Origin of the sequence: Romboutsia sp. 1001285H_161024_C4 (assembly GCF_015550185.1) — a bacterium.
Classification (GTDB): Bacteria; Bacillota; Clostridia; order Peptostreptococcales; family Peptostreptococcaceae; genus Romboutsia_C; species Romboutsia_C hominis.
Window position 1 is genome coordinate 440,484 of the sequence record NZ_JADNAJ010000002.1, and the last position, 21,265, is coordinate 461,748.

Annotated in this window: 19 protein-coding genes; 16 read left to right on the top strand and 3 right to left on the bottom strand. The window is 27.0% G+C overall.

Going from position 1 to position 21,265, the window contains the following annotated elements; genetic code table 11:
• The first annotated feature begins 2 nt into the window (after window positions 1-2).
• From mnmH to I1959_RS05705, 9 genes are all read left to right on the top strand, one after another.
• Window positions 3-1,058 (top strand): tRNA 2-selenouridine(34) synthase MnmH, encoded by a 1,056-nt coding sequence (mnmH, locus tag I1959_RS05665; RefSeq protein ID WP_166505765.1) that lies wholly within the window; start codon window positions 3-5, stop codon window positions 1,056-1,058.
• Between the two features lie 2 nt (window positions 1,059-1,060).
• On the top strand, window positions 1,061-2,383 hold the full coding sequence (gene rimO / locus I1959_RS05670; RefSeq protein WP_195237382.1) for a 30S ribosomal protein S12 methylthiotransferase RimO: 1,323 nt from the start codon (window positions 1,061-1,063) through the stop codon (window positions 2,381-2,383).
• Complete coding sequence (pgsA, locus tag I1959_RS05675; RefSeq protein WP_092924794.1) at window positions 2,384-2,926, top strand: CDP-diacylglycerol--glycerol-3-phosphate 3-phosphatidyltransferase; 543 nt, start codon at window positions 2,384-2,386, stop codon at window positions 2,924-2,926.
• Between the two features lie 301 nt (window positions 2,927-3,227).
• Window positions 3,228-4,268: a recombinase RecA gene (gene recA, locus I1959_RS05680; RefSeq protein ID WP_092924796.1), complete on the top strand. Its 1,041-nt coding sequence runs from the start codon at window positions 3,228-3,230 to the stop codon at window positions 4,266-4,268.
• A 249-nt stretch (window positions 4,269-4,517) separates the two neighbouring features.
• Window positions 4,518-6,059, top strand: coding sequence for a ribonuclease Y (rny, locus tag I1959_RS05685; protein ID WP_092924798.1), 1,542 nt, complete (start codon window positions 4,518-4,520; stop codon window positions 6,057-6,059).
• Window positions 6,060-6,250: 191 nt separating this feature from the next.
• Entirely contained in the window at window positions 6,251-6,823 is a 573-nt protein-coding gene (locus tag I1959_RS05690) for a sigma-70 family RNA polymerase sigma factor (protein ID WP_092924800.1), read from the top strand.
• The gene (locus I1959_RS05695) at window positions 6,813-7,862 is read left to right on the top strand and encodes a DUF4179 domain-containing protein (RefSeq protein WP_195237383.1); all 1,050 of its coding nucleotides are present in this window, start codon (window positions 6,813-6,815) and stop codon (window positions 7,860-7,862) included. The genes I1959_RS05690 and I1959_RS05695 overlap by 11 nt, the downstream gene beginning before the upstream one ends.
• Window positions 7,863-8,034: 172 nt before the next feature.
• Window positions 8,035-8,316, top strand: coding sequence for a hypothetical protein (locus I1959_RS05700; protein ID WP_092924804.1), 282 nt, complete (start codon window positions 8,035-8,037; stop codon window positions 8,314-8,316).
• A 170-nt stretch (window positions 8,317-8,486) separates the two neighbouring features.
• Window positions 8,487-10,268 (top strand): UvrD-helicase domain-containing protein, encoded by a 1,782-nt coding sequence (locus I1959_RS05705; protein WP_166505762.1) that lies wholly within the window; start codon window positions 8,487-8,489, stop codon window positions 10,266-10,268.
• Between the two features lie 155 nt (window positions 10,269-10,423).
• Here the strand turns inward: I1959_RS05705 and I1959_RS05710 are convergent, their stop codons facing one another.
• A complete protein-coding gene (locus tag I1959_RS05710; RefSeq protein ID WP_166505761.1) occupies window positions 10,424-11,245 on the bottom strand; it encodes an undecaprenyl-diphosphate phosphatase in 822 nt (273 codons plus the stop codon).
• Between the two features lie 117 nt (window positions 11,246-11,362).
• Between I1959_RS05710 and I1959_RS05715 the strand changes: the two genes are divergently transcribed.
• The 3 genes from I1959_RS05715 to I1959_RS05725 all read left to right on the top strand — a co-directional run bounded on the left by I1959_RS05715 (window position 11,363) and on the right by I1959_RS05725 (window position 14,424).
• Entirely contained in the window at window positions 11,363-12,271 is a 909-nt protein-coding gene (locus I1959_RS05715) for a tyrosine-type recombinase/integrase (protein ID WP_166505760.1), read from the top strand.
• Between the two features lie 87 nt (window positions 12,272-12,358).
• Entirely contained in the window at window positions 12,359-13,801 is a 1,443-nt protein-coding gene (purB, locus tag I1959_RS05720) for an adenylosuccinate lyase (RefSeq protein WP_195237384.1), read from the top strand.
• Between the two features lie 170 nt (window positions 13,802-13,971).
• Complete coding sequence (locus I1959_RS05725; RefSeq protein WP_092924814.1) at window positions 13,972-14,424, top strand: MarR family winged helix-turn-helix transcriptional regulator; 453 nt, start codon at window positions 13,972-13,974, stop codon at window positions 14,422-14,424.
• Window positions 14,425-14,509: 85 nt separating this feature from the next.
• Here the strand turns inward: I1959_RS05725 and I1959_RS05730 are convergent, their stop codons facing one another.
• Entirely contained in the window at window positions 14,510-15,730 is a 1,221-nt protein-coding gene (locus tag I1959_RS05730; protein WP_092924816.1) for a pyridoxal phosphate-dependent aminotransferase, read from the bottom strand.
• Window positions 15,731-16,023: 293 nt separating this feature from the next.
• On the opposite strand from I1959_RS05730, the gene I1959_RS05735 reads away from it, so the two are divergent.
• The 3 genes from I1959_RS05735 to I1959_RS05745 all read left to right on the top strand — a co-directional run bounded on the left by I1959_RS05735 (window position 16,024) and on the right by I1959_RS05745 (window position 18,206).
• Window positions 16,024-16,983: a galactose-1-phosphate uridylyltransferase gene (locus I1959_RS05735; protein ID WP_195237385.1), complete on the top strand. Its 960-nt coding sequence runs from the start codon at window positions 16,024-16,026 to the stop codon at window positions 16,981-16,983.
• A gap of 54 nt (window positions 16,984-17,037) precedes the next feature.
• A complete protein-coding gene (locus I1959_RS05740; protein WP_195237386.1) occupies window positions 17,038-17,790 on the top strand; it encodes an exodeoxyribonuclease III in 753 nt (250 codons plus the stop codon).
• Between the two features lie 89 nt (window positions 17,791-17,879).
• Window positions 17,880-18,206: a hypothetical protein gene (locus I1959_RS05745; RefSeq protein WP_092924822.1), complete on the top strand. Its 327-nt coding sequence runs from the start codon at window positions 17,880-17,882 to the stop codon at window positions 18,204-18,206.
• 24 nt (window positions 18,207-18,230) lie between these two features.
• On the opposite strand, the gene I1959_RS05750 is transcribed toward I1959_RS05745, so the two are convergent.
• The gene (locus tag I1959_RS05750; protein WP_092924824.1) at window positions 18,231-19,007 is read right to left on the bottom strand and encodes a 3'-5' exonuclease; all 777 of its coding nucleotides are present in this window, start codon (window positions 19,005-19,007) and stop codon (window positions 18,231-18,233) included.
• A gap of 332 nt (window positions 19,008-19,339) precedes the next feature.
• Here I1959_RS05750 and I1959_RS05755 point away from each other — a divergent pair, with 332 nt between their 5' ends.
• Entirely contained in the window at window positions 19,340-21,238 is a 1,899-nt protein-coding gene (locus tag I1959_RS05755; protein ID WP_092924826.1) for a glutamine synthetase, read from the top strand.
• Window positions 21,239-21,265: the final 27 nt, after the last annotated feature.

The window sequence follows — 21,265 nt, forward strand, 5'->3', positions numbered from 1 at the left end:
AATTGAAGACAATAAAAATAGAAGACGCACTTAAGTTGGAAAATGTAGTTTTTATAGATGTAAGAACTGAATCAGAGCATGAAGAAGATAATATATTAGATGCATTTAGCATGCCATTATTTAAAGACAATGAACATAATGAAGTAGGTACTATATATAAAATGCAAGGAAAACATGAAGCTATAAAAATAGGATTTGATTATGTTGGATATAAATTAAAAGATATATATCTTAATGTATTAGAAGCTGCAAAAAATCATGACAATGTAGTAGTTTATTGTGCTAGAGGAGGAATGAGAAGTGGATCGGTAGTTAACTTAGTTTCTTCTCTAGGCATAAATGTATACCAATTAGAAGGTGGATATAAATCTTATAGAAATTATGTATTAGATTATCTAAGAAATATAATGAATACAAAAGAATTTATAGTAGTTCATGGACTTACGGGAGTCGGAAAAACCGACTTACTTAAAATGTTAGAAGAAAATAACATAGACAATATAGATCTAGAAGGAATAGCTAAAAATAGTGGTTCTACATTTGGATTTATAACATTTGACCAAAAACCACCAAGTCAAAAGAAATTCGAAACCAAAATATTTGAAGAATTATTTTACTCAAACTCAGATTATATATTTATAGAAAGTGAAAGTAAAAGAGTAGGTCATGTTTGTGTACCTAATGAAATATATGATGCTATTATAAGAGATGGTCATCATATATTATTAGAATGTAGTACTGAAAATAGAGTTAAAAGATTATGTAGAGATTATATACATAATCAAAAAAATAAAGAAGAAAACATACAAACTTTAAAAGATTGTATAAATAAATTTAGAAAAAGATTAGGTCATAAGAGAGTAGATGAATATATTAATCTATTAGATGAAGGAAAATACGAGGAATTAGTAGAAAGATATTTAGTAGAGTATTATGACCCTTTATATATGCATTCGGTTGATAAGTATAAATATAATCAAGTTATAAACTTTGATGATATGACTAAAGGACTAAATGAAAGCATAAAATATCACGAGAAGGCAAAAAAGGAGCAATAAAGATGTTAAAGATAGCACTAGAATCACTAGGATGTTCGAAAAACTTAGTAGATGCAGAAATAATGATGGGAATACTAAATAGAAAAGGTTATAAGTTAGTAGGTGATTTTTCTGAGGCTGATATAATACTTGTAAATACATGTGGATTTATAGAATCAGCAAAGCAAGAATCAATAGATACTATTCTTGACTTAGCACAATACAAAGTAGATGGAAATCTAAAGATACTTATAGTAACAGGATGTTTAGCACAAAGATATTCAGAAGAATTAAAAGCAGAAATACCTGAAATAGATGCAATAGTAGGTACAGGAAGTTATCAACAAATAGACGAAATAATAAAAGACTTAGAAAAAGAAAAGCAAGTTGTTAGCTTAAATGATATAGAATTTGCTTTCAACGAAAAATTACCAAGATATGTTACAACTCCAAATCATATGGCATACCTAAAAATAGGTGAAGGTTGTGACAACCATTGTACTTACTGTATAATACCAAAATTAAGAGGTAAATATAGAAGTAGAAAAATGGAAGATATAGTTAAAGAGGCTAAAGATTTAGCAGCTAGAGGTGTTAAAGAATTAGTAGTTATAGCACAAGATACAACTAAGTATGGATTTGATTTATACAACAAAGAAATGTTACCAACTTTACTAGAAGAATTAGCTAAAGTAGAAGGCATAAAGTGGATAAGAGTAATGTATTCTTACCCAGAATCAATAAGCGAAGAATTAGTTATGGTAATGAAAAAATATGATAATATATGTAACTACTTTGATATGCCTATACAACATGCAAGTAACAGAATACTAAAGCTAATGAATAGAAAAACAACTAAAGAAGATATATTATCTAAAATAGAAATGATAAGAAAGCATATACCAGATGCTACAATAAGAACAACTATAATAGTAGGATTCCCAGGTGAAACTGAAGAAGATTTTAATGAAGTTGTAGAATTTGCAAAAGAAGTTAAATTTGATAGATTAGGTGCATTTGCATATTCAAGAGAAGAAGATACGCCAGCAGATAAATTACCTAATCACATAGAACAAGAAATAAAAGAACAAAGAAGAGATAAATTAATGCTAGAACAACAAAAAATATCTCAAGAATTAAATGAAGCTAAAGTAGGAAACACTTACGAAGTTTTAATAGAAGAACAAATAGAAGATAAAGTATATATAGGTAGAACTCAAGGCGATGCAGAAGAAATAGATAGTATAGTTTACGTAAAATCTGAAGATCAACTTAATGTAGGGGATTTTGTAAAAGTAAGAATAGATAAAGCTTTAGAATATGATTTAATGGGAGATGTATTATAAATGAATTTACCAAATAAATTAACTTTATTTAGGATATTCTTAATACCAGTATTTATAATAGTAATGTTACTTAACATACCTAACAAATATTTAATAGCTTGTATAATATTTGTAGTAGCATCAATAACAGATGCTATGGATGGACACATAGCAAGAAAGCATAATCTAGTTACAGACTTTGGGAAATTTATGGATCCACTTGCAGATAAGTTATTAGTTTTATCAGCATTAATATGTATGATAGAAAGTGGCTTAGTAGCAAGTTGGATGGTAATAATAATAGTAGCGAGAGAGCTAACAGTAAGTATACTAAGAGCAATAGCAGCAGCTGATGGAAAAGTAATAGCAGCTAGTGGAGGAGGAAAGTTAAAGACTATAAGCCAAATGGTAGCTATAATAGTATTATTATTAGGAGCAAACTTTAACAATTCACTATTAATTATGATAGGAGATATATCTATATTAATAGCAACACTTCTAACACTTTACTCAGGATGGGAATACTTATATAAAAATAAAGAATTATTCATGAATAGTAAATAATAAAAAGTGGGCATAAACTGCCCGCTTTTTACTTTATACAAAATACAGTTTTAAATATAAGCTAAAGTGTAAATATTAATTTACACAGATACAAGTTATACTAAAACATAAGTTTTATATAAAATGTATAAAAATGTAAATAAAGGTTTATAAATAAAATTAGTATGGTAAAATTTTAATATAGGAAAATAATATAAATGTAAAAACAAATTTTTATTAATTGACTGTAATTAAAAATTAGTATATAATCTATATTACAGAACAAATGTTTGTAAAAAGCGAAAGAAAGGGATGGATATAAATGAGTATAGAACAAGATAAATTAAAAGCACTTAACCAAGCGTTAGGTCAAATAGAAAAAGACTTTGGGAAAGGGTCAGTAATGAAATTAGGAGAAGCTACATCTATGAATATAGATGTTATACCAACAGGTTCAATAGGGCTAGATATTGCAGTTGGTATAGGTGGATTACCAAAGGGAAGAATAATAGAAGTATATGGACCGGAATCTTCAGGTAAGACAACAGTTGCACTTCACACAGTAGCAGAAGCTCAAAAACAAGGTGGAATAGCAGCATTTATAGATGCAGAACATGCACTTGACCCAGTATATGCAAAAGCATTAGGAGTTGACATAGATAACTTAATAATATCTCAACCAGATACAGGGGAACAAGCACTAGAAATAGCAGAAGCACTTATAAGAAGTGGAGCTATAGATATAATAGTAGTCGATTCAGTTGCAGCACTTGTTCCAAGAGCTGAAATAGAAGGGGACATGGGAGACTCTCACGTTGGTCTTCAAGCTAGACTTATGTCTCAAGCGCTTAGAAAATTAACAGGTTCAATAAAAAAATCTAATTGTGTTGCAATATTTATAAACCAATTAAGAGAAAAAGTTGGTATAATGTTTGGAAATCCAGAAACAACAACAGGTGGGCGTGCGCTTAAATTCTACTCATCTGTAAGACTTGATGTTAGAAGAGTAGATAGTATAAAACAAGGCGATAAAGTAATCGGAAGTAGAACAAGAGTAAAAGTAGTTAAAAATAAAGTTGCACCACCATTTAAGCAAACAGAGTTTGACATAATGTATGGTGAAGGTATATCTAAGGTTGGAGATTTATTAGATATAGCAGCAGATATAGATGTAGTTAAAAAGTCAGGAGCTTGGTATAGCTATAATGATATAAAATTAGGACAAGGTAGAGAAAATGTTAAGAAATTCTTATCAGATAATCCTGATTTAATAGCAGAAATAGATGAGAAGGTAAGAGCACACTACAAATTAGATGAAAATAAAGAAAATGCACCATTAGAAGATGAAATAGATAAGCAATAATAACTTAAACATACACCTCCTATTAACTTGACATGAGTTAGAAAAAATTATAAAATTAAAGAGAAATAAAATATCTAAATTTAGTTCTATATATAAATATTCTTAGATAAATATAAATAAAGGTATTTTGTTGTTATTACAACATAGATTATGAAAATACTTATAGTTTATAAACGTATATCATAGTTATGATTGTACTTTAACGATTAAAATCTTAGAAGTGACATTTTGGGATATTAACTAAAGGAGGTGGATGTCATAGAGACTGTAGTAATGCTTTTGATAGGGGCAGCAATAGGTATTATAGCTGGATATTTTGTAAGAAAAAATATATCTGAGACTAAAATTGGACAAGCAGAAAGCTTAGCCAAAGAAATTATAGATAAAGCAAATAGAGACTCAGAAACTATTAAAAAAGAAAAGCAACTAGAAGCTAAGGAAGAAATCCACAAGTGGAGAACTGAAGCTGAAAGAGAAAACAAAGAAAGAAGAAATGACTTACAAAAATACGAAAGAAGAATAATACAAAAAGAAGAAGTTCTAGATAAGAAATTATATAACCTAGAATCAAAAGAAAATAGTTTAAGTGATAAGCTTAAAAATGTAGCAAAAAAAGAAGAAGAAGTAGAAGAAATAAAAGTAAAGCAACTTGAAAAATTAGAAAACATATCAGGTATAACTTCTGATAAGGCAAAAGAGATAATATTAACTAATGCTGAGAGAGAAGTAAGACGTGAAATGTCTATAATGATAAAAGAGATAGAATCTCAAGCTAAGGAAGAAGCTGAAAAAAAATCAAGAGAAATAATAGGTTATGCTATACAAAAATGTGCAGCAGACCATGTTGCAGAAACAACTGTTACAGTAGTTAATTTACCAAATGATGAAATGAAGGGTAGAATAATAGGTAGAGAAGGAAGAAATATAAGAACTCTAGAAACTTTAACAGGAATTGATTTAATAATAGACGATACTCCAGAAGCTGTAATTTTATCAGGATTTGATCCTATAAGAAGAGAAGTTGCAAGAATAGCTTTAGAAAAGCTAATAGCAGATGGAAGAATACATCCAGCTAGAATAGAAGAAATGGTAGAAAAAGCTAGAAAAGAAGTAGATAATATAATTAAGGAATATGGGGAACAAGCAGCATTTGAAACAGGAGTGCACGGACTTCATCCAGAGTTAATTAGACTATTAGGTAGACTTAACTACAGAACTAGTTATGGACAAAATGTACTTAAACATTCTATTGAAGTTGCACATATAGCAGGTATAATGGCAGCTGAAATAGGAGCTGATATAAAATTAGCTAAAAGAGCTGGTTTACTTCATGATATAGGTAAATCTGTTGACCATGAAATGGAAGGTACACATGTAGAAATAGGTATGGACTTATTAAGAAGATATAAAGAATCTAAAGAAGTTATACATGCTATGAGTACTCACCATGGAGACTATGAACCTCAAACAATAGAAGCTGTTTTAGTAACTGCGGCAGATGCTATATCAGCAGCAAGACCAGGTGCTAGAAGAGAAACATTAGAGGCGTATATAAAGAGACTTGAAAAGCTAGAAGAGATCGCAAACTCTTATGATGGTGTAGAAAAATCGTTTGCTATACAAGCAGGTAGAGAAGTTAGAATAATGGTTAAACCTGAAAATGTAAGCGATGAAGATATACATTTATTAGCTCGTGATATGACTAAGAAAATCGAAGATGAATTAGAATATCCAGGTCAAATAAAAGTTAGTATAATAAGAGAAACAAGAGCAATTGAATATGCTAAATAAAAGAGAGAGGAATTTCCCCTCTCTTTTTTATTGCTTAAAAATTAGTATTAGAGCCCTTTATTAATATTTAAATTTTCTAATCATATATAAATTTATAAAAAATATAAAAATTTGCAACTTTTTAGTATTTATGTCAGTCTAATTGTTGTATACATTTTGTGTCATGGCACATTGAAAAAAAGGAGGAACATATGGGAAATGTATTAACATTACCTTGGCAAGGAAGAAAAAAAGGAGAGTCTAATATAAAGCTAGCTAAAAAAGCTATAAAAGGGGACTCAAAAGCATTTACAGAATTGATGAAAGTTCATAAAGCATCTCTTTACAAAATTGCATATAGTTACGTAAAAGATGAGCAAAAAGCTTTAGATATATTACAAGAGACTACTTACAAGGGATTATTAAATATAAATAAATTGAGTGAACCAAAATTTTTTAAAACTTGGATAACAAAAGTGCTAATAAATGTAGCTATAGATTATTCAAAGAAGGAAGACAAGATAGTTTACATAGAAGAAGAAGCAAATATAGTTGAAAAAGCAAAGGAAATTTCAATAGAAGAAAAATTAGATTTATATGATGCGATAGATAGTTTAAGAGAGCAATACAAAATGGTTATTATTTTAAAGTACTTTAATGACATGACTATTGAAGAGATTTCTCAAAATATGGATATACCAATAAATACAGTTAAAAGCCATATGAGAAGAGCAAAGAAGCAATTAAAGGAAATATTAATGGAGGGCGAGATAAATGAGCAATAAGAGATATGATAATATAAATATACCTTTAGATATAGATGAAGCTATAGAAAAGGGAGTATCAAAGGCATTAAAAGAGAACAATAAAAATCATAAAAGAAATAATTTGCCTAAAATAGCTGCTGCAAGCTTAGTTGGAATACTTACACTAGGAGCTTTAAACCCAGCGTTAGCATCTAAAATACCTTTTGTAGGTAATGTTTTTGAAGCAATAGAAAAAAATATTTACTTCCCAGGAAATTATTCTCAATATTCTACAGCTATTAATGAAACAGCATATTCAAATGGGATAGGGGTTACACTTTCAGAAGTTGTATGCGATGGGCAATCATTATATATAACTTATGTAGTTGAAAATGAAAAGCCATTTAAACATACTTCGTGGGGAAATGGGAAAAAATTAGATATGGATCAATTAATAATAGAAGAAGCTTATAATAAAGTTAGTTTTAGTGATGATGAGCTTGACTCAACAGGATTTGCAGGATTAGAAGGAAAATTTATTGATGAATATACATTTGTTGGAGTACAAAAATATAAAATGAATGAAATAAAAGAAGAGATACCAGATGAATTTACATTTAAGACTAAATTAAAAGTTATAGAAAATTATGCTATAAATGAAGATGATAAAGATGATGTAACTTGGGGAACATGGGCTTTTAACATTCCAGTAAAAGTAAATAAAGAATTAAGAAATATTATAAATTTAGAAAATGTTGAAAATGATTTTGTAAAAGTTAATTCAATTTCTATAACACCTTTTGATATGATAATCAAAAATTCTTACAAAAAAGGTACGTGGGATGAATATAGAATGACAGTATTTGATGACAAAGGAAAAAAACTAGAACAATCAGAGTCTACAGCAGATAATGATAATAAAGGTGATAAAACTTATTTACAATCACCAAAAGATAGCAAAAACATTAGAGTAGTGATAGAAAAACCTAAATATAAAGAGTTAAAATCACAACCAGGAACATACGAAGAAATAGGTAGTGATGTAGTACTTGATGAAGTCATAAACTTAAAAAAATAATATAGCTTTAAAAAGAGTGCATACTTAAAATTTTATAAGTATGCATTTTTTTATATAAAGAAACAAAAATACAATATAGTACAATACTTATGTATATAAAGATTAAATATAAGCAAGAAAATTGGAAATACTAAATATGTGTAAGTTTATTATAAATAAAAGGAGTGCTAGTATGCTAAAACAATTATCAAAAAATCAGTATGTAAAAATGACTAAAGTTAATGATAAAGAAAAAGAAGTTGAATATGGAGTAGTTCTTAATAAAAATGAAGATAATTATGAAATAATGACAATAGGATTTATAAATAAAAATGGCAACTTTTTAGAATACCCTATAGAATCATACAATCTAGTAGATACTTATAATATAGATGATGCTTATTTTGATGAAGTAAAAGAAAATGAAGTAAGAAGAAAAATGAATATTTGGATGGAAGAACATTATAGACATTAAAAATTTTAAGGGGAGTTATAAACTTCCCTATTTTTGTAAAAACTATAATATAATGATACAATTTATATAATTAAATTAATATAAATTAAGAAGTTTATAGAATACATAGTAAATATAGTAAATTATAAGTTTAAATGCTATAATTATTAGTAAGCGAGGGGGAATATCAGGTGAAAAATTACATAAATATTGACTCTGAACTAGATGCTTTAAAAATAAAAGAAGTAGAAAAAGTATTCTATGAAAATATAGAAAGAGATGTAAAAATAATACCTAAAGTAACACCATTTAAAGGGATCAATACAGATATGTTATATATAAAAGACAATAAAGCGCTATTTATAAAATTTATGGATACAACAGAAGATATATTCTATATCCTAGAAGAAGACCTATTAGAGGTTATGAGTGAAGAAAATGACCTGTTAAGTTTAAAAATGAAGCAGTCTCATAGTGATATAAAATATAATTATGTTTTTGTTATGCCATATGTAGATATAGAAGAAGATTATGGATTTAGCGAATTTATATATAAACATATAATAGACAAAAGTAAACTTGAAGAAATAATGAATGATAAAAAATTACTAGATAATTACCTAGAAGAATCAAATAATGAAGTAACATTAAATTTATTTATGATGGACGTATGCCCTGAGTATTATTTACTTAATAGTAAATATCACTTAAATAAAAATTTTAAAAAGATATCTTTTTATAGTGATGACTATGAGTATAGTGCGACTATGCTAAATCAAAGTCAGCTTATTAAAAGTATATCTATAAAATATGGTGATATACTCTTAAAAGGAGCACCAGGTACTGGTAAAACAGCAATAATGTTATCTAGAGCTATAAAATTAGCTAGAATATATCCACATCATAAATTTTTAATAATAACACCATCAAAACAAGGATGTAATGAGCTTAGAGAAAAGGTTAAATTATTATATAAAAATAATAACAATTTAGAAATACATACATATAGTTCTTTTATATTTAAGCTAGCTAAAAAATACAATTTAGTAATAAACTATAGTTTATTAAAAAAGGACTATGAAAAAGCTTTTGAAAACCTTATAAAGCAAGCTAAAAATATAATAAAAAATAAGAAGATGTTTAAAGGAATATTTGTAGATAAAGGCGAACAGTATTCAAGTGAGGAAATATATTTCTTAAAAGAATTCTTATATAAAACTAAACACATATTCAATGTGTATTCATGTGAGAGTTCAAATATAAGTAATGATTTAAACATATTCAAACCCAATGTAAACAATCTAGCGTTTGATGAAATAATAGAATTAAAAGATAATTATAAACAAACTAAAAGATTAGTGGAATTTGTAAATAATTTCTCTGAAAATGCAAATAATTATATACATTCTTTAAGAGAAAATAAAACTTATAATGAATTTTATAAAAGTATATCTAAAAGAGAAGAAGGTAAATCTGTAGATATAATAAAAGTTAGTGATTTAGATGAACAAATAAGCTCTGTAATATGGGAGATAGAGCATTTAGTAGAAGATAAAGGATTAAATTATAGTGATATAGGAATAGTATATCCATACAATAAAAAGAAATTAAAAAGTGGAAAAATGATATACTTCCAATATATGCTAAGAAAGGCATTAGATGAAGCAGAAATACCTTATATATGTGCAGATGAAGACTTAACTAATATGAGTGAAAAGTTTGGAATAACCATTTCTAATATTTATAATATGAGTAATTTAGAATACAAAGCTTTAATATTATGTGAGTTAGAAATGTTATACAATCATAAAATAATAGATAGAAGTCAGGATTATCAAATAAACGATTTTGTAGGAGATTTAAATAAAGTATATTCGGCTATAAATAGAGCTTGTGATGATTTGACTATAATAACTGCATTTAATGAAGAATCTAGTGATATAATAAAACTTCTTATAGAATCAAATATATAAGTTTGAAACTATAAGAAAAACATAAGTATTTTCTTATAGTAAATAAAACATTATAAACATTATAAGAGTATTATCAGGTTTAATATGCATTATAAAAGTCTTCATTTAGATAATCAAATGAAGACTTTTATATTTATATAAAATTTATAAAGATACTATTTTATAAGGTAAAAATAAGCTAAAACTATTATACCTAGGACTATTCTATAGTATCCAAATACTTTAAAGTCGTGCTTTTTGATATAATCCATTAAAAACTTTATAACAAATACTGAAACTACAAAAGCCACTATAGAACCAGTTAGAAGTACAACCCACTCAAGTCCACTAAATGCTAAACCAGCTTTAGCAAGTTTTAGTGCACTAGCCCCAAGCATAGTAGGTATAGCTAAGAAAAATGAAAATTCTGCAGCTACATATCTAGATGTACCAAGAAGTATTGCACCTATTATAGTAGATCCAGATCTAGATGTTCCAGGTATTAAAGCTAAACACTGGAATAAACCTATACCGATAGCTAACTTATAAGTTACTTGAGAGAAATCATTATACTTAGGTTTTTTATTTCTATTCTCAAGTAGTATCATGATTATACCGTATACTATAAGTGCAATAGCAACTGTTGTAGCATTAAAGAAAGCTGCTTCTATTTTATCATCATACAAAAATCCTAATATTGCAGATGGAAAAACAGCTACTATAACTTTAAGCCATAAGCTTATTGTTTCATTCTTTTGAATAGAAGTTTTTGAACTATCAAAAGGATTTAGTTTTTTAAAGAATATGATAATGACTGCTAGTATTGCACCAAGTTGTATTACAACTAAAAATGTATTTACAAAAGTATCCGAAAAATTAAGGTGCATAAATTCATCTACTAGTATCATATGGCCAGTACTACTTACAGGTAACCATTCAGTTATACCTTCGACAATACCAAGTATTACGGCTTTGAAAATTTCTATTAAATTTGCCATTAAAAAGTTCCTCCAACATAAAATTTTAATATACTAAATTAACGTCAACTTAGAGTATACCAATAAAAATTATAAGGTGTCAACTAAATATAATATATGAAATGAAAGGATAAATATATGAATAAAATTATAGAATTAGATGATTATGAATATGAGATTTTTAAAAACTTTTCAAAAAAACTTAACCCAGCAACTAGGCATGATTACTTATCAAAAATAATAGCATTTAAAGAGTTTATAGATGATAAAGAACTCTTATATGTAGATAAAGAAGATTGTCAAAAATTTATCGATAATGTAAAAGAAAACTATGCAAAGTCAACATCAGAAAAGATATATAGTTATTTACATAGTTTCTATAATTTTTTAATGAAAGAAGAATATATAGAAGTAAACCCATTTAGATATGTAGAAAAGCCTGAAGTAACTAGAATAAAAACTAAAGATGATGTGTTAAGTATTCAAGAAATAAATCAACTAGTAGATTCCATATATAAGTTAACTATAAGAGATAGAGCTATAATAGTATTTTTAGTAACAACAGGATGTTTATTAAATGAAGTAGTTAGTTTAAAATGGAAAGATCTTATGGTAGATGAAAAAGATAACCACTATGTAAGACTTGGCAAAAAAAGAAAAGAAAGGATAGTAAAATTACATCCATATTGTTTTAAGCTATTAGAGGATTACAGAAATTATTCTGGATTATCAGAGGTTATAATGCCTACAGAAGATTTTGTATTTACAACTCAAAAAAGTAATTCTATAACCGATAGAAATGTCAGATTAATAGTTAGAAAAGCGTTAGATAATGCTGGGCTTTGCCAATATTCTGCAAAAGATTTTAGACACTCTTATGCTGCTATAGCACTAAGACTAGGTGCTAATGAATCTGATATAAAGAAGCAATTAGGTTGGAGTGATAAATACTATGCTATAAGGTATAAATATGTATTAAATTTTGTTGATAGTGAAAGTATAGATTATATGATGCAAAAAGAAAATCTTACGTTAAATAACAAATAAAATGAACATAAATAAAAAAAAACTTGTTATGGTTCGTAATATTTTATATAATTATTATATAACAACTTAAGGAAGGTGCGAAAAATTATGATAGATAAAAAATATAGTACATACCAAAACCCTTTAATAGATAGATATTGTAGCAAGGATATGAGCTATATATTCTCTCCACAATTTAAATTCTCAACTTGGAGAAAGTTATGGGTGGCACTTGCAGAAGGTGAAAAGGAATTAGGAATAAATATAACTGATGAACAAATAGAAGAATTAAAAGCTAACATATATAATATAAATTTTGATGAAGCTAGAAAGATAGAAAAAGAAGTAAGACATGATGTAATGAGTCATGTAAAGGCATATGGACTTCAATGTGATAGCGCTAAAGGTATAATACATTTAGGTGCTACTTCAGCTTATGTTGGAGATAATACAGATGTTATACAAATGGATGAGGCTTTAAAACTTATAAGAATAAAGCTTGTAAACTTAATAAACAACTTAAGAGAGTTTGCATTAAAGTATAAAGACGTTCCAACACTTGGATTTACACATTTCCAAGCAGCACAGCTTACAACAGTAGGTAAAAGAGCTACATTATGGGCTCAAGATTTAATACTAGATTTAGAAGATATAAACTACAGAATAGATAATATGAAGCTAAGAGGAGTTAAAGGTACAACTGGAACTCAAGCAAGTTTCTTAAGTCTATTTGAAGGCGATCATGAAAAAGTAAAAGAACTTAATAAGTTAGTTTGTGAAAAGATGGGATATAAATCTTCTTATGCAGTAAGTGGACAAACATATACTAGAAAATTAGATTATCAAGTGTTAAGTGTATTATCTGGTATAGCACAAAGTATGCATAAAATGACTAATGATATAAGATTACTACAAAGTTTAAAAGAAATAGAAGAACCATTTGAAAAGAATCAAATAGGATCATCTGCTATGGCATATAAGAGAAACCCAATGAGAAGTGAAAGAATAGCATCACTTTCTAAATATATAATAGCAGAATCATTAAGTCCTGCATTAGTACAAGCTACTCAATGGTTAGAAAGAAGCTTAGATGATTCAGCAAACAAGAGATTATCTATACCACAAGCATTTATGGCAGCAGATGCTATAATAGAAATAGGTATAAATGTAACTAATGGATTAGTAGTTTACGAAAACATGATAAATAAACATATAAATGAAGAACTTCCATTTATGGCTACAGAAAATATACTTATGGAAGCTGTAAAAAGAGGTGGAGATAGACAAGAACTTCACGAAATAATAAGAGAGTACTCTATGCAAGCAGCTTATAGAGTAAAGCAAGAAGGTAAAGATAATAACTTAATAGAGCTTATAATAAATGATGATTCTTTCAAAATGTCTAGAGACGAAATACTATCTGTAATGGATCCTAAAAACTTCATAGGTAGAGCTCCAGAACAAGTTGTAGAATTTGTAAAAGAGTATTTAGATCCTGCAATAGAAGAGTTTAAAGAGCAAATAGGAATGACAATAGACTTACACGTATAAATTTTTAAAAGTACCATATTATATGGTACTTTTTTAATACAAAATAATACAAAATAAAAATATATAATAAAATTATTTTAAAATAAAATAAAAAGTATTGTCTTAATTAGATTTATAATGTAAACTAATAGTTAGAAAAAGAAATATATATAAACATCTAAGGAGGCAAAATGAACCACGTAGTATCAGATACAATCGCGTTTTTATCAAGAACATTTCCAAAAATATATTCAAGTTTATATTTAGAATATTTAAAAGAATATTCTTCTATAAAAAATGTTAATAAAACGCAATTAAGAGCTTTGATGTTTATCAAAAACTATGGGGATATAAGTATGACCGATCTATGTTCAAAGTTAAACATAGAAAAGGGGAGTTTAACTAGCATGGTTGATGATTTAACAGAAAAAGGATATGTAATAAGAACTAGAGATTTATCAGACAGAAGAAAGTATTTAATAAGTATAACAGACAAGGGAATGAATCTTGCATCAGATTTTATGGAAAAGTTAAGCCAAAAACTAGAAGATAAATTAAGTAAATTAAATGATGAAGATATAAAAAGATATAGGGACGCTATAAATACTTTAGAAGATATACTAAATCAAGAAAACTTCAGATAAATATATAAGAAAAATTTTATATTATGAAAATAAATAAAAAAGAGGTAAAAATTATACCTCTTTTTTTACATACAAGGAAATTATATTAAGCATCAGCAGATGATAATTGAGATTTTTTTAGTTCTACGTATTTTTCAAGTCCTTCTTTTAATATAGAAGCAGCTTTTAATAAGTCATCTTCATTTAATATATATGCAAGCCTAATCTCATCACGACCTAAGCCTTCTGTTGAGTAGAATCCTTCAGCAGGACAAACCATAACTGTTTCATTATCTTTATTAAAATCTTTTAGCATCCATATAACGAAATCTTCAGCATTTTCAACAGGAAGCTTAGCAACTATATAAAATGCACCAGTAGGCTTTTTACAAACTACACCATCAACCTTCATTAATTCATTATATAAAACATCTCTTCTTCTTCTATATTCCTCATTAACTTCTTTAAAGTATGAAGTTGGAGTCTTATATAGCTCAACTGAGCCTATTTGTTCTAATGTAGGTACACAAAGTCTTCCTTGGCAAAGTTTTAATATTTGTGCTATAAGCCCTTTATTTTTAGATGCTATAGAACCAATTCTTGCTCCACAAGCACTGTATCTTTTAGATACACTGTCTATTATAACAACTCTATCTTCTATTTCTTTTACATTACCGAAACTTGTATATGAAAGACCATCGTATACAAATTCTCTATAAACTTCATCTGCTATTATCCATAAGTTGTTTTCTATAGCTATTTTACCTATCATATCTATTTCTTCTTTCGTATAAACTGTTCCTGTTGGATTACCTGGGTTGGAAAGTAATATACCCTTAGTTTTCGAATTGATTCTTGATGTGATTTCTTCTTTAGATGGTAAGTGGAATCCTCTTTCAGCTTTAGTTGTTATAGGATTTACTTCTACATTTATACACTGACTAAAGCCATTGTAGTTAGTATAAAAAGGTTCTGGTACTATTATATTATCTCCTGGATCACATATTGCCATAAGAGTGAAAAGTATTGCTTCACTACCTCCATTAGTAATTAGTATTTCATCTTTATCAAAATGCATATCATATGTAGTATAATAATCTTGAAGTGATTTTATTAATTCTGGAATACCATTAGATACAGCATATTCTAATACATTACTATCAAAGTTTTTTACTGCTTCAAAAAATCCTTTTGGAGTCTTTATATCTGGTTGGCCTATATTTAAATGATAAACTTTAATTCCTCTAGATTTTGCATCAAGTGCATAAGGAACTAACTTTCTTATTGGAGAAGACTGCATAGCAGATACTCTCTGTGAATATTTCATTTAAACTACCTCCTATATAATTAAAATAACCAGACAATTTTATAGCCCATAGGAAATAATATTATGACGATAAAGCTTTATAGTAGATTTTCCATAGATAGCTTTAAAAAGTCAATTTATAATTTCAAGATTATAGTAGCATATATGGCGTGAAAAATCTTGTATACATAAATATAAGAATATACACAAATAGTTAAAGATATTAAAAAAGTAGCAAAAAAATGGATATATAATGTAAAATCAATAGTATAAGGCTTTTATAATAAAGAATGTATTTCTAAGAGGTGTTATAAATGAGTAACTTAATAATAGATAACATGAATAATGATAAAATAATAGTAGCAAAGGATAGGTCAAAAAGACCTATGGATAAAACTAAAGATTCTGAAGAAGTAGAAGTATACAATGAGTATGAAAAAACATGTCCATTTTGTAGAGGGAATGAAGAATTTATAGAGGATGAAAAATATAAGGTATGTGATAAAAATGGATGGCTTGTAAAATCTGTAAATAATAAATTTCCTATAATAAATGATGAAAAAGAAGACATATATGGCATTCACGAAGTAATGATAGATACCTATAGGCACAATGGTAATTTTTATAACATGACTAAAGAAGAGTTTATTCATATGTTTGAGATGTATAAAAATAGATATAAAAATTTAATAAATGATAAAGGGATAGAGTATGTTAGTATTTTTAAAAACTTTTTAAGAAAATCAGGTGCATCATTAGATCATCCTCATACTCAAATCATATCTCTATCAATTGTACCACCAGAAATATACAATGAAATAAATATAGCAAAGGATTATTATAATCAAAATAAATCATCTTTATATGAATATACAATAAATAAAGAAATTAAAGAATTTAAAAGAATTATATACAATGGTAAATACTTTTTAGCTTTAGTTCCTTATGCCACTAGATATAGCGGTGAGATAAGAATTATATCAAAAGACAAAATTAGATTTGAAAACATGGAAGACAAACATATAGATGAATTATCTAAAATATTTGAAAAATTATTTAAAAAACTATATAAGGTAAGAGGATATAGTCCTTTTAATCTATATATACATACACATCCAAATAAAATAAAATGTGATGAGTATTATAATTTTCATATGCATATAATACCTAGGAAATATAGTTTTGGAGGATTTGAATTAAGTACAGGGCTATATGTATCATCAATTAATCCTTCAGAATTTGCAAATAAATTAAGGTTTAATAATATAGATTGATAATAATTAAAACTGGGTAATATAAAAATACAATAATAAACTTAGGAGGAATAAATGAAATTAATATCTTGGAATGTAAATGGAATAAGGGCGTGTGTAACAAAAGGATTTTTAGACTACTTTAATGAAGTAGATGCAGATATATTTTGTTTACAAGAAACAAAGCTTCAAGAAGGTCAAATAGACCTTGATTTAAAAGGATATCACCAATATTGGAATTATGCAGAAAAAAAGGGATATTCAGGAACTGCTATATTTTCTAAAATAGAACCTTTAAGTGTATCTTATGGGTTAAATATAGAAGAACATGATAAAGAGGGAAGAGTAATAACTTTAGAATTTGAGGACTTTTACTTTATAACAGTATATACACCAAACTCTCAAAGTGAATTAAAAAGACTAGAATACAGAATGAAATGGGAAGATGATTTTAGAAATTATTTATTAGAATTAAATACTAAAAAGCCTGTTGTAGTATGTGGAGATTTAAATGTTGCTCATAAAGAGATTGATTTAAAAAATCCTAAAACTAATAGAAAAAATGCAGGATTTACAGATGAAGAAAGAAATAAATTTACAGAACTTTTAGATTCTGGATTTATAGATACATATAGATATTTTAATGTAGATAAAGAAGGCGTATATTCTTGGTGGTCTTATAGATTTAATGCAAGAAAAAATAATTCTGGATGGAGAATTGATTACTTTGTAGTAAGTGATGATATGAAAGATAGATTAGTTAGTGCTGATATACATACACAAATATTAGGATCTGATCATTGTCCTATAGAATTAGTCATAAAATAATTATTAATAAATTTTATATCACCTTAATATAATGTATAGTAGCATGATTATATTAAATCATAAGAAAAATTTATATTAAGGGGGACAAAATGAAATTATTAGAGCTTAAGCATAAATTAGAAAAAGGAGAATCTTTAGGCGGAGAGGTTATTTATATAAAAGAAGATAATATACTATATGGAATAGAGTGTTTATATGAAGATAGAGAGAATGAATATATAACCTTGCTAAAGTCAAAAGAAGAATCTGTTAAGGTATGTGACTTTTTAAATATATTAAATGAACTATATGCCAATATAGGTGATAAAGATGTATTTATAGGAGAAAAAGAGCTAAATAGAAGTGAAAGTAAAGAAATAAAAAGTGTAGAATTTGCTCAGTATGAGCTTATGAAGATGCTATTTATAAATATTTAAATAAAAAAAGATAGAGTATATACTCTATCTTTTTTTATATTTAGGTTCACCACTTAAAAATTGGCCAGTTTTCCCCATCTTATATGCTAAATCAATAATTTTTTTATCTTCACGAGTTAATGGTCTTTCAAGAAGTTTTTCAAATTCTTTGAATAGTTTATCATAATCTAATTGCTTTTTTTGACTTCTTTTAGAAGAACAAGGTGCTTTAACTGTAGTATACATATATACATCAGGAACTATACTTGGATTATATATTTTAATAAACACTTGAGAAGTATAATATGCATCATTTAAAGCATTATGATATGATTTGTCTTGATTTAATCCTAATATATTAATAGCATTTTGAAGACCAATACTTTTTCCAGCGGGATTATTAAAGTAATTTGAAGCGTGATGTTGTATATTTATATATGATTTAGGCAAAGTTTTAGAAGGTAGACTATAGTAATTTATATTTCTATATAGCTCTTTTAAATCACCAGTTCCCCATACACAAAGCACAGGATTTTTAGTAGAAATAAATTTTTTAAAATCCTTATAAACTTGTGGAAAGGTAGGTGCATCTAAAACATCATCTATAGTGATATTAGTCATTTTACCAACAAAAGGATGAATTTTTTTGTATAGTTGAGGTTTTACATAGCTATTAAAGGTATCTATTAGATTAAAATTGCTATCTAATTTAATTGCACCTATTTGAATTATCTCAAAAGGACATTTTTCATTAGATACTGTCTTATTAATTTTTTTGTCAAAGCCTTGATTAAATTCTAAGTCAAAAACTATATATTCCATAATACTTCTCTCCTAATAATCTTATCTTGTGATAAAATGTATAATTAAATTATAAAATTACTTGTATTAATATATAAAAATACATCTTACTTTAGTATACCCTATATTGATAAAAATGTTAAATAAATGTATAAAAAACAGTAATAAGTAATATCGTGAATATGTTTAAAATATAAATTAATAAAAATATTGCGAACTTTAAAAGCTTAATATATAATAAGTATAAATTAAAATATGAACAAAACGATTTATAAAAATTAAAATATAAAAGTTTTAGGTATCGTGTATATTTTTCAGTACAAAATACATATCTTATAGAGGAGTGTGCTTAAATGCAAAAACTATTATATACAATAGAAAGAGATAATCATAATGAAAAAAATCTTAGAGATATATTAAGTAAAAACAAGCATATAAAGTTTGTATCATTAATGGGTGTTGACTTAGGTGGAAATGCAACTGATGAAAAAATACCTATGGAATTGTTTTTAGATGATATAGATAATTTCTTAGAATCGGCAGTTCAAACTGATGGTTCAAGTGTTGAGCTTTATAATATTGCTACATTAAACAATGCTAAGGTAGATTTAATGCCAGATACAGAGTGTACATGGTTTATAGATTATAATTTTGAGCATATAGATGAAGAAACTAATTTGCCTGTAGGTACCCTTAGAATACCTGCATTTTTAATACATGAAAATAAAAAAGTTTGTTCAAGGGGAATACTTAAAAAATCAGAAAAATATTTTAAAAACTCTATAATAGAGTTATTTAGGGAATATCCACATCTTATAAATAATATAGGAATAGAAAAAGCAGATGATATAGAAGATATAATACTAACAGCTGCAACTGAATTAGAGTTTTGGGTAAATACTCCAGAAGATAAAGCTGACTTAGAGAAATTATCGGTATCTCAAAGCTTAAAAGAACAGTACTGGAAAAGAACACATGGAATAATAAGAACGTGCCTAGAAAAGTCAATAATAGTACTTCAAAAAATGGGAATAAATCCAGAAATGGCACATAAAGAAGTAGGGGGAATAAATAGTTCTATAAGTATAGATGGTAAAACTAACCACGCGATGGAGCAATTAGAAATATCATGGAAATTTTCTAGCCCTATACAAACAGCGGACAATGAGTTATTAGTAAGGGAGATAATAGAAGACGTATTTACGTCTCATGGACTTGAAGTAACATTTAAAGCAAAACCTATACATGGAGTTGCAGGTAGTGGAGGACACACTCACGTAGGAGTTAGTGCAAAATTAAAGGATGGAAGTATAAAAAATTTATTTGCGCCAAGAGATATGAATAAAGATTATGTAAGTGAAATTGGTTATGGAGCACTTATGGGTATCCTTAAAAACTATGAAGTATTAAATCCTATAGTAACGGCAACTAATGATGGATTTAATAGACTGGTTCCAGGGTTTGAAGCACCTGTTTGTATAGTTACATCTCTAGGTCATAGCTATAAACTACCATCAAGAAATAGATCTGTATTAGTAGGGTTAGTAAGAGATATTAAAAACCCTAAAACAGTAAGATTTGAACTAAGATCTCCAAATCCACTTTCAAATACATACTTAGTTATAGCTGGATGTTACCAAACTATGTTAGATGGAATAAAAGCAGTAGCTAAAAGTAAATTAACAACTAAGGAACTTGAAAAAGAAATATCTAAAGATATAGGAGAAGAAAGTTTTTATTTAGAAAAAAATAGATCATACAGAGATGAAAATGATGTATTTGAGTATTATACAATTGAAGAGAGAAATGAAAGATTCTCAGTACCACCAGCAACTGTTTATGAAAATATGAGAAATCTAGAAATAGATAAATCTAAGGTAGACGTGTTAAAAATGGGAGATGTATTCACAGAAGCTATAATAGATTCATTTAAGACAGGTGCTATAGACAAGTGGACAAAGGAATTAAATAATAGAATAATACAAAATGATAGAGAAATAATAAGAAATTGTGTAAAATTACATAATAATGAAAATATGGACGCTTTAGATGAAGTTACATGGAATAAAATATGTGATATAAAGTTTAAAGTTATGAAAGATACATTAACTAAAAAATCACTATTTACAGAAATAAAAGAAGCTATAGAATTTAATGATTTTGAAAAAGTATCAAAGTTACAATTAGAATTAAATGGATATATAGAAGATATTCAAGCACTATATGCAGATTACAAAAAAAATATTTACTAAAGTAAAGGAGCTATCTCAAATAGAGAA

Excerpts from the sequence above, each read along its gene's own strand:
- rimO (WP_195237382.1), top strand. The coding sequence starts at position 1,061 with ATGTTAAAGATAGCACTAGAATCACTAGGATGTTCGAAAAACTTAGTA.
- pgsA (WP_092924794.1), top strand. The coding sequence starts at position 2,384 with ATGAATTTACCAAATAAATTAACTTTATTTAGGATATTCTTAATACCA.
- recA (WP_092924796.1), top strand. The coding sequence starts at position 3,228 with ATGAGTATAGAACAAGATAAATTAAAAGCACTTAACCAAGCGTTAGGT.
- I1959_RS05690 (WP_092924800.1), top strand. The coding sequence starts at position 6,251 with ATGGGAAATGTATTAACATTACCTTGGCAAGGAAGAAAAAAAGGAGAG.
- I1959_RS05695 (WP_195237383.1), top strand. The coding sequence starts at position 6,813 with ATGAGCAATAAGAGATATGATAATATAAATATACCTTTAGATATAGAT.
- I1959_RS05700 (WP_092924804.1), top strand. The coding sequence starts at position 8,035 with ATGCTAAAACAATTATCAAAAAATCAGTATGTAAAAATGACTAAAGTT.
- I1959_RS05710 (WP_166505761.1), bottom strand. The coding sequence starts at position 11,245 with ATGGCAAATTTAATAGAAATTTTCAAAGCCGTAATACTTGGTATTGTC.
- I1959_RS05715 (WP_166505760.1), top strand. The coding sequence starts at position 11,363 with ATGAATAAAATTATAGAATTAGATGATTATGAATATGAGATTTTTAAA.
- purB (WP_195237384.1), top strand. The coding sequence starts at position 12,359 with ATGATAGATAAAAAATATAGTACATACCAAAACCCTTTAATAGATAGA.
- I1959_RS05725 (WP_092924814.1), top strand. The coding sequence starts at position 13,972 with ATGAACCACGTAGTATCAGATACAATCGCGTTTTTATCAAGAACATTT.
- I1959_RS05730 (WP_092924816.1), bottom strand. The coding sequence starts at position 15,730 with ATGAAATATTCACAGAGAGTATCTGCTATGCAGTCTTCTCCAATAAGA.
- I1959_RS05735 (WP_195237385.1), top strand. The coding sequence starts at position 16,024 with ATGAGTAACTTAATAATAGATAACATGAATAATGATAAAATAATAGTA.
- I1959_RS05740 (WP_195237386.1), top strand. The coding sequence starts at position 17,038 with ATGAAATTAATATCTTGGAATGTAAATGGAATAAGGGCGTGTGTAACA.
- I1959_RS05745 (WP_092924822.1), top strand. The coding sequence starts at position 17,880 with ATGAAATTATTAGAGCTTAAGCATAAATTAGAAAAAGGAGAATCTTTA.
- I1959_RS05750 (WP_092924824.1), bottom strand. The coding sequence starts at position 19,007 with ATGGAATATATAGTTTTTGACTTAGAATTTAATCAAGGCTTTGACAAA.
- I1959_RS05755 (WP_092924826.1), top strand. The coding sequence starts at position 19,340 with ATGCAAAAACTATTATATACAATAGAAAGAGATAATCATAATGAAAAA.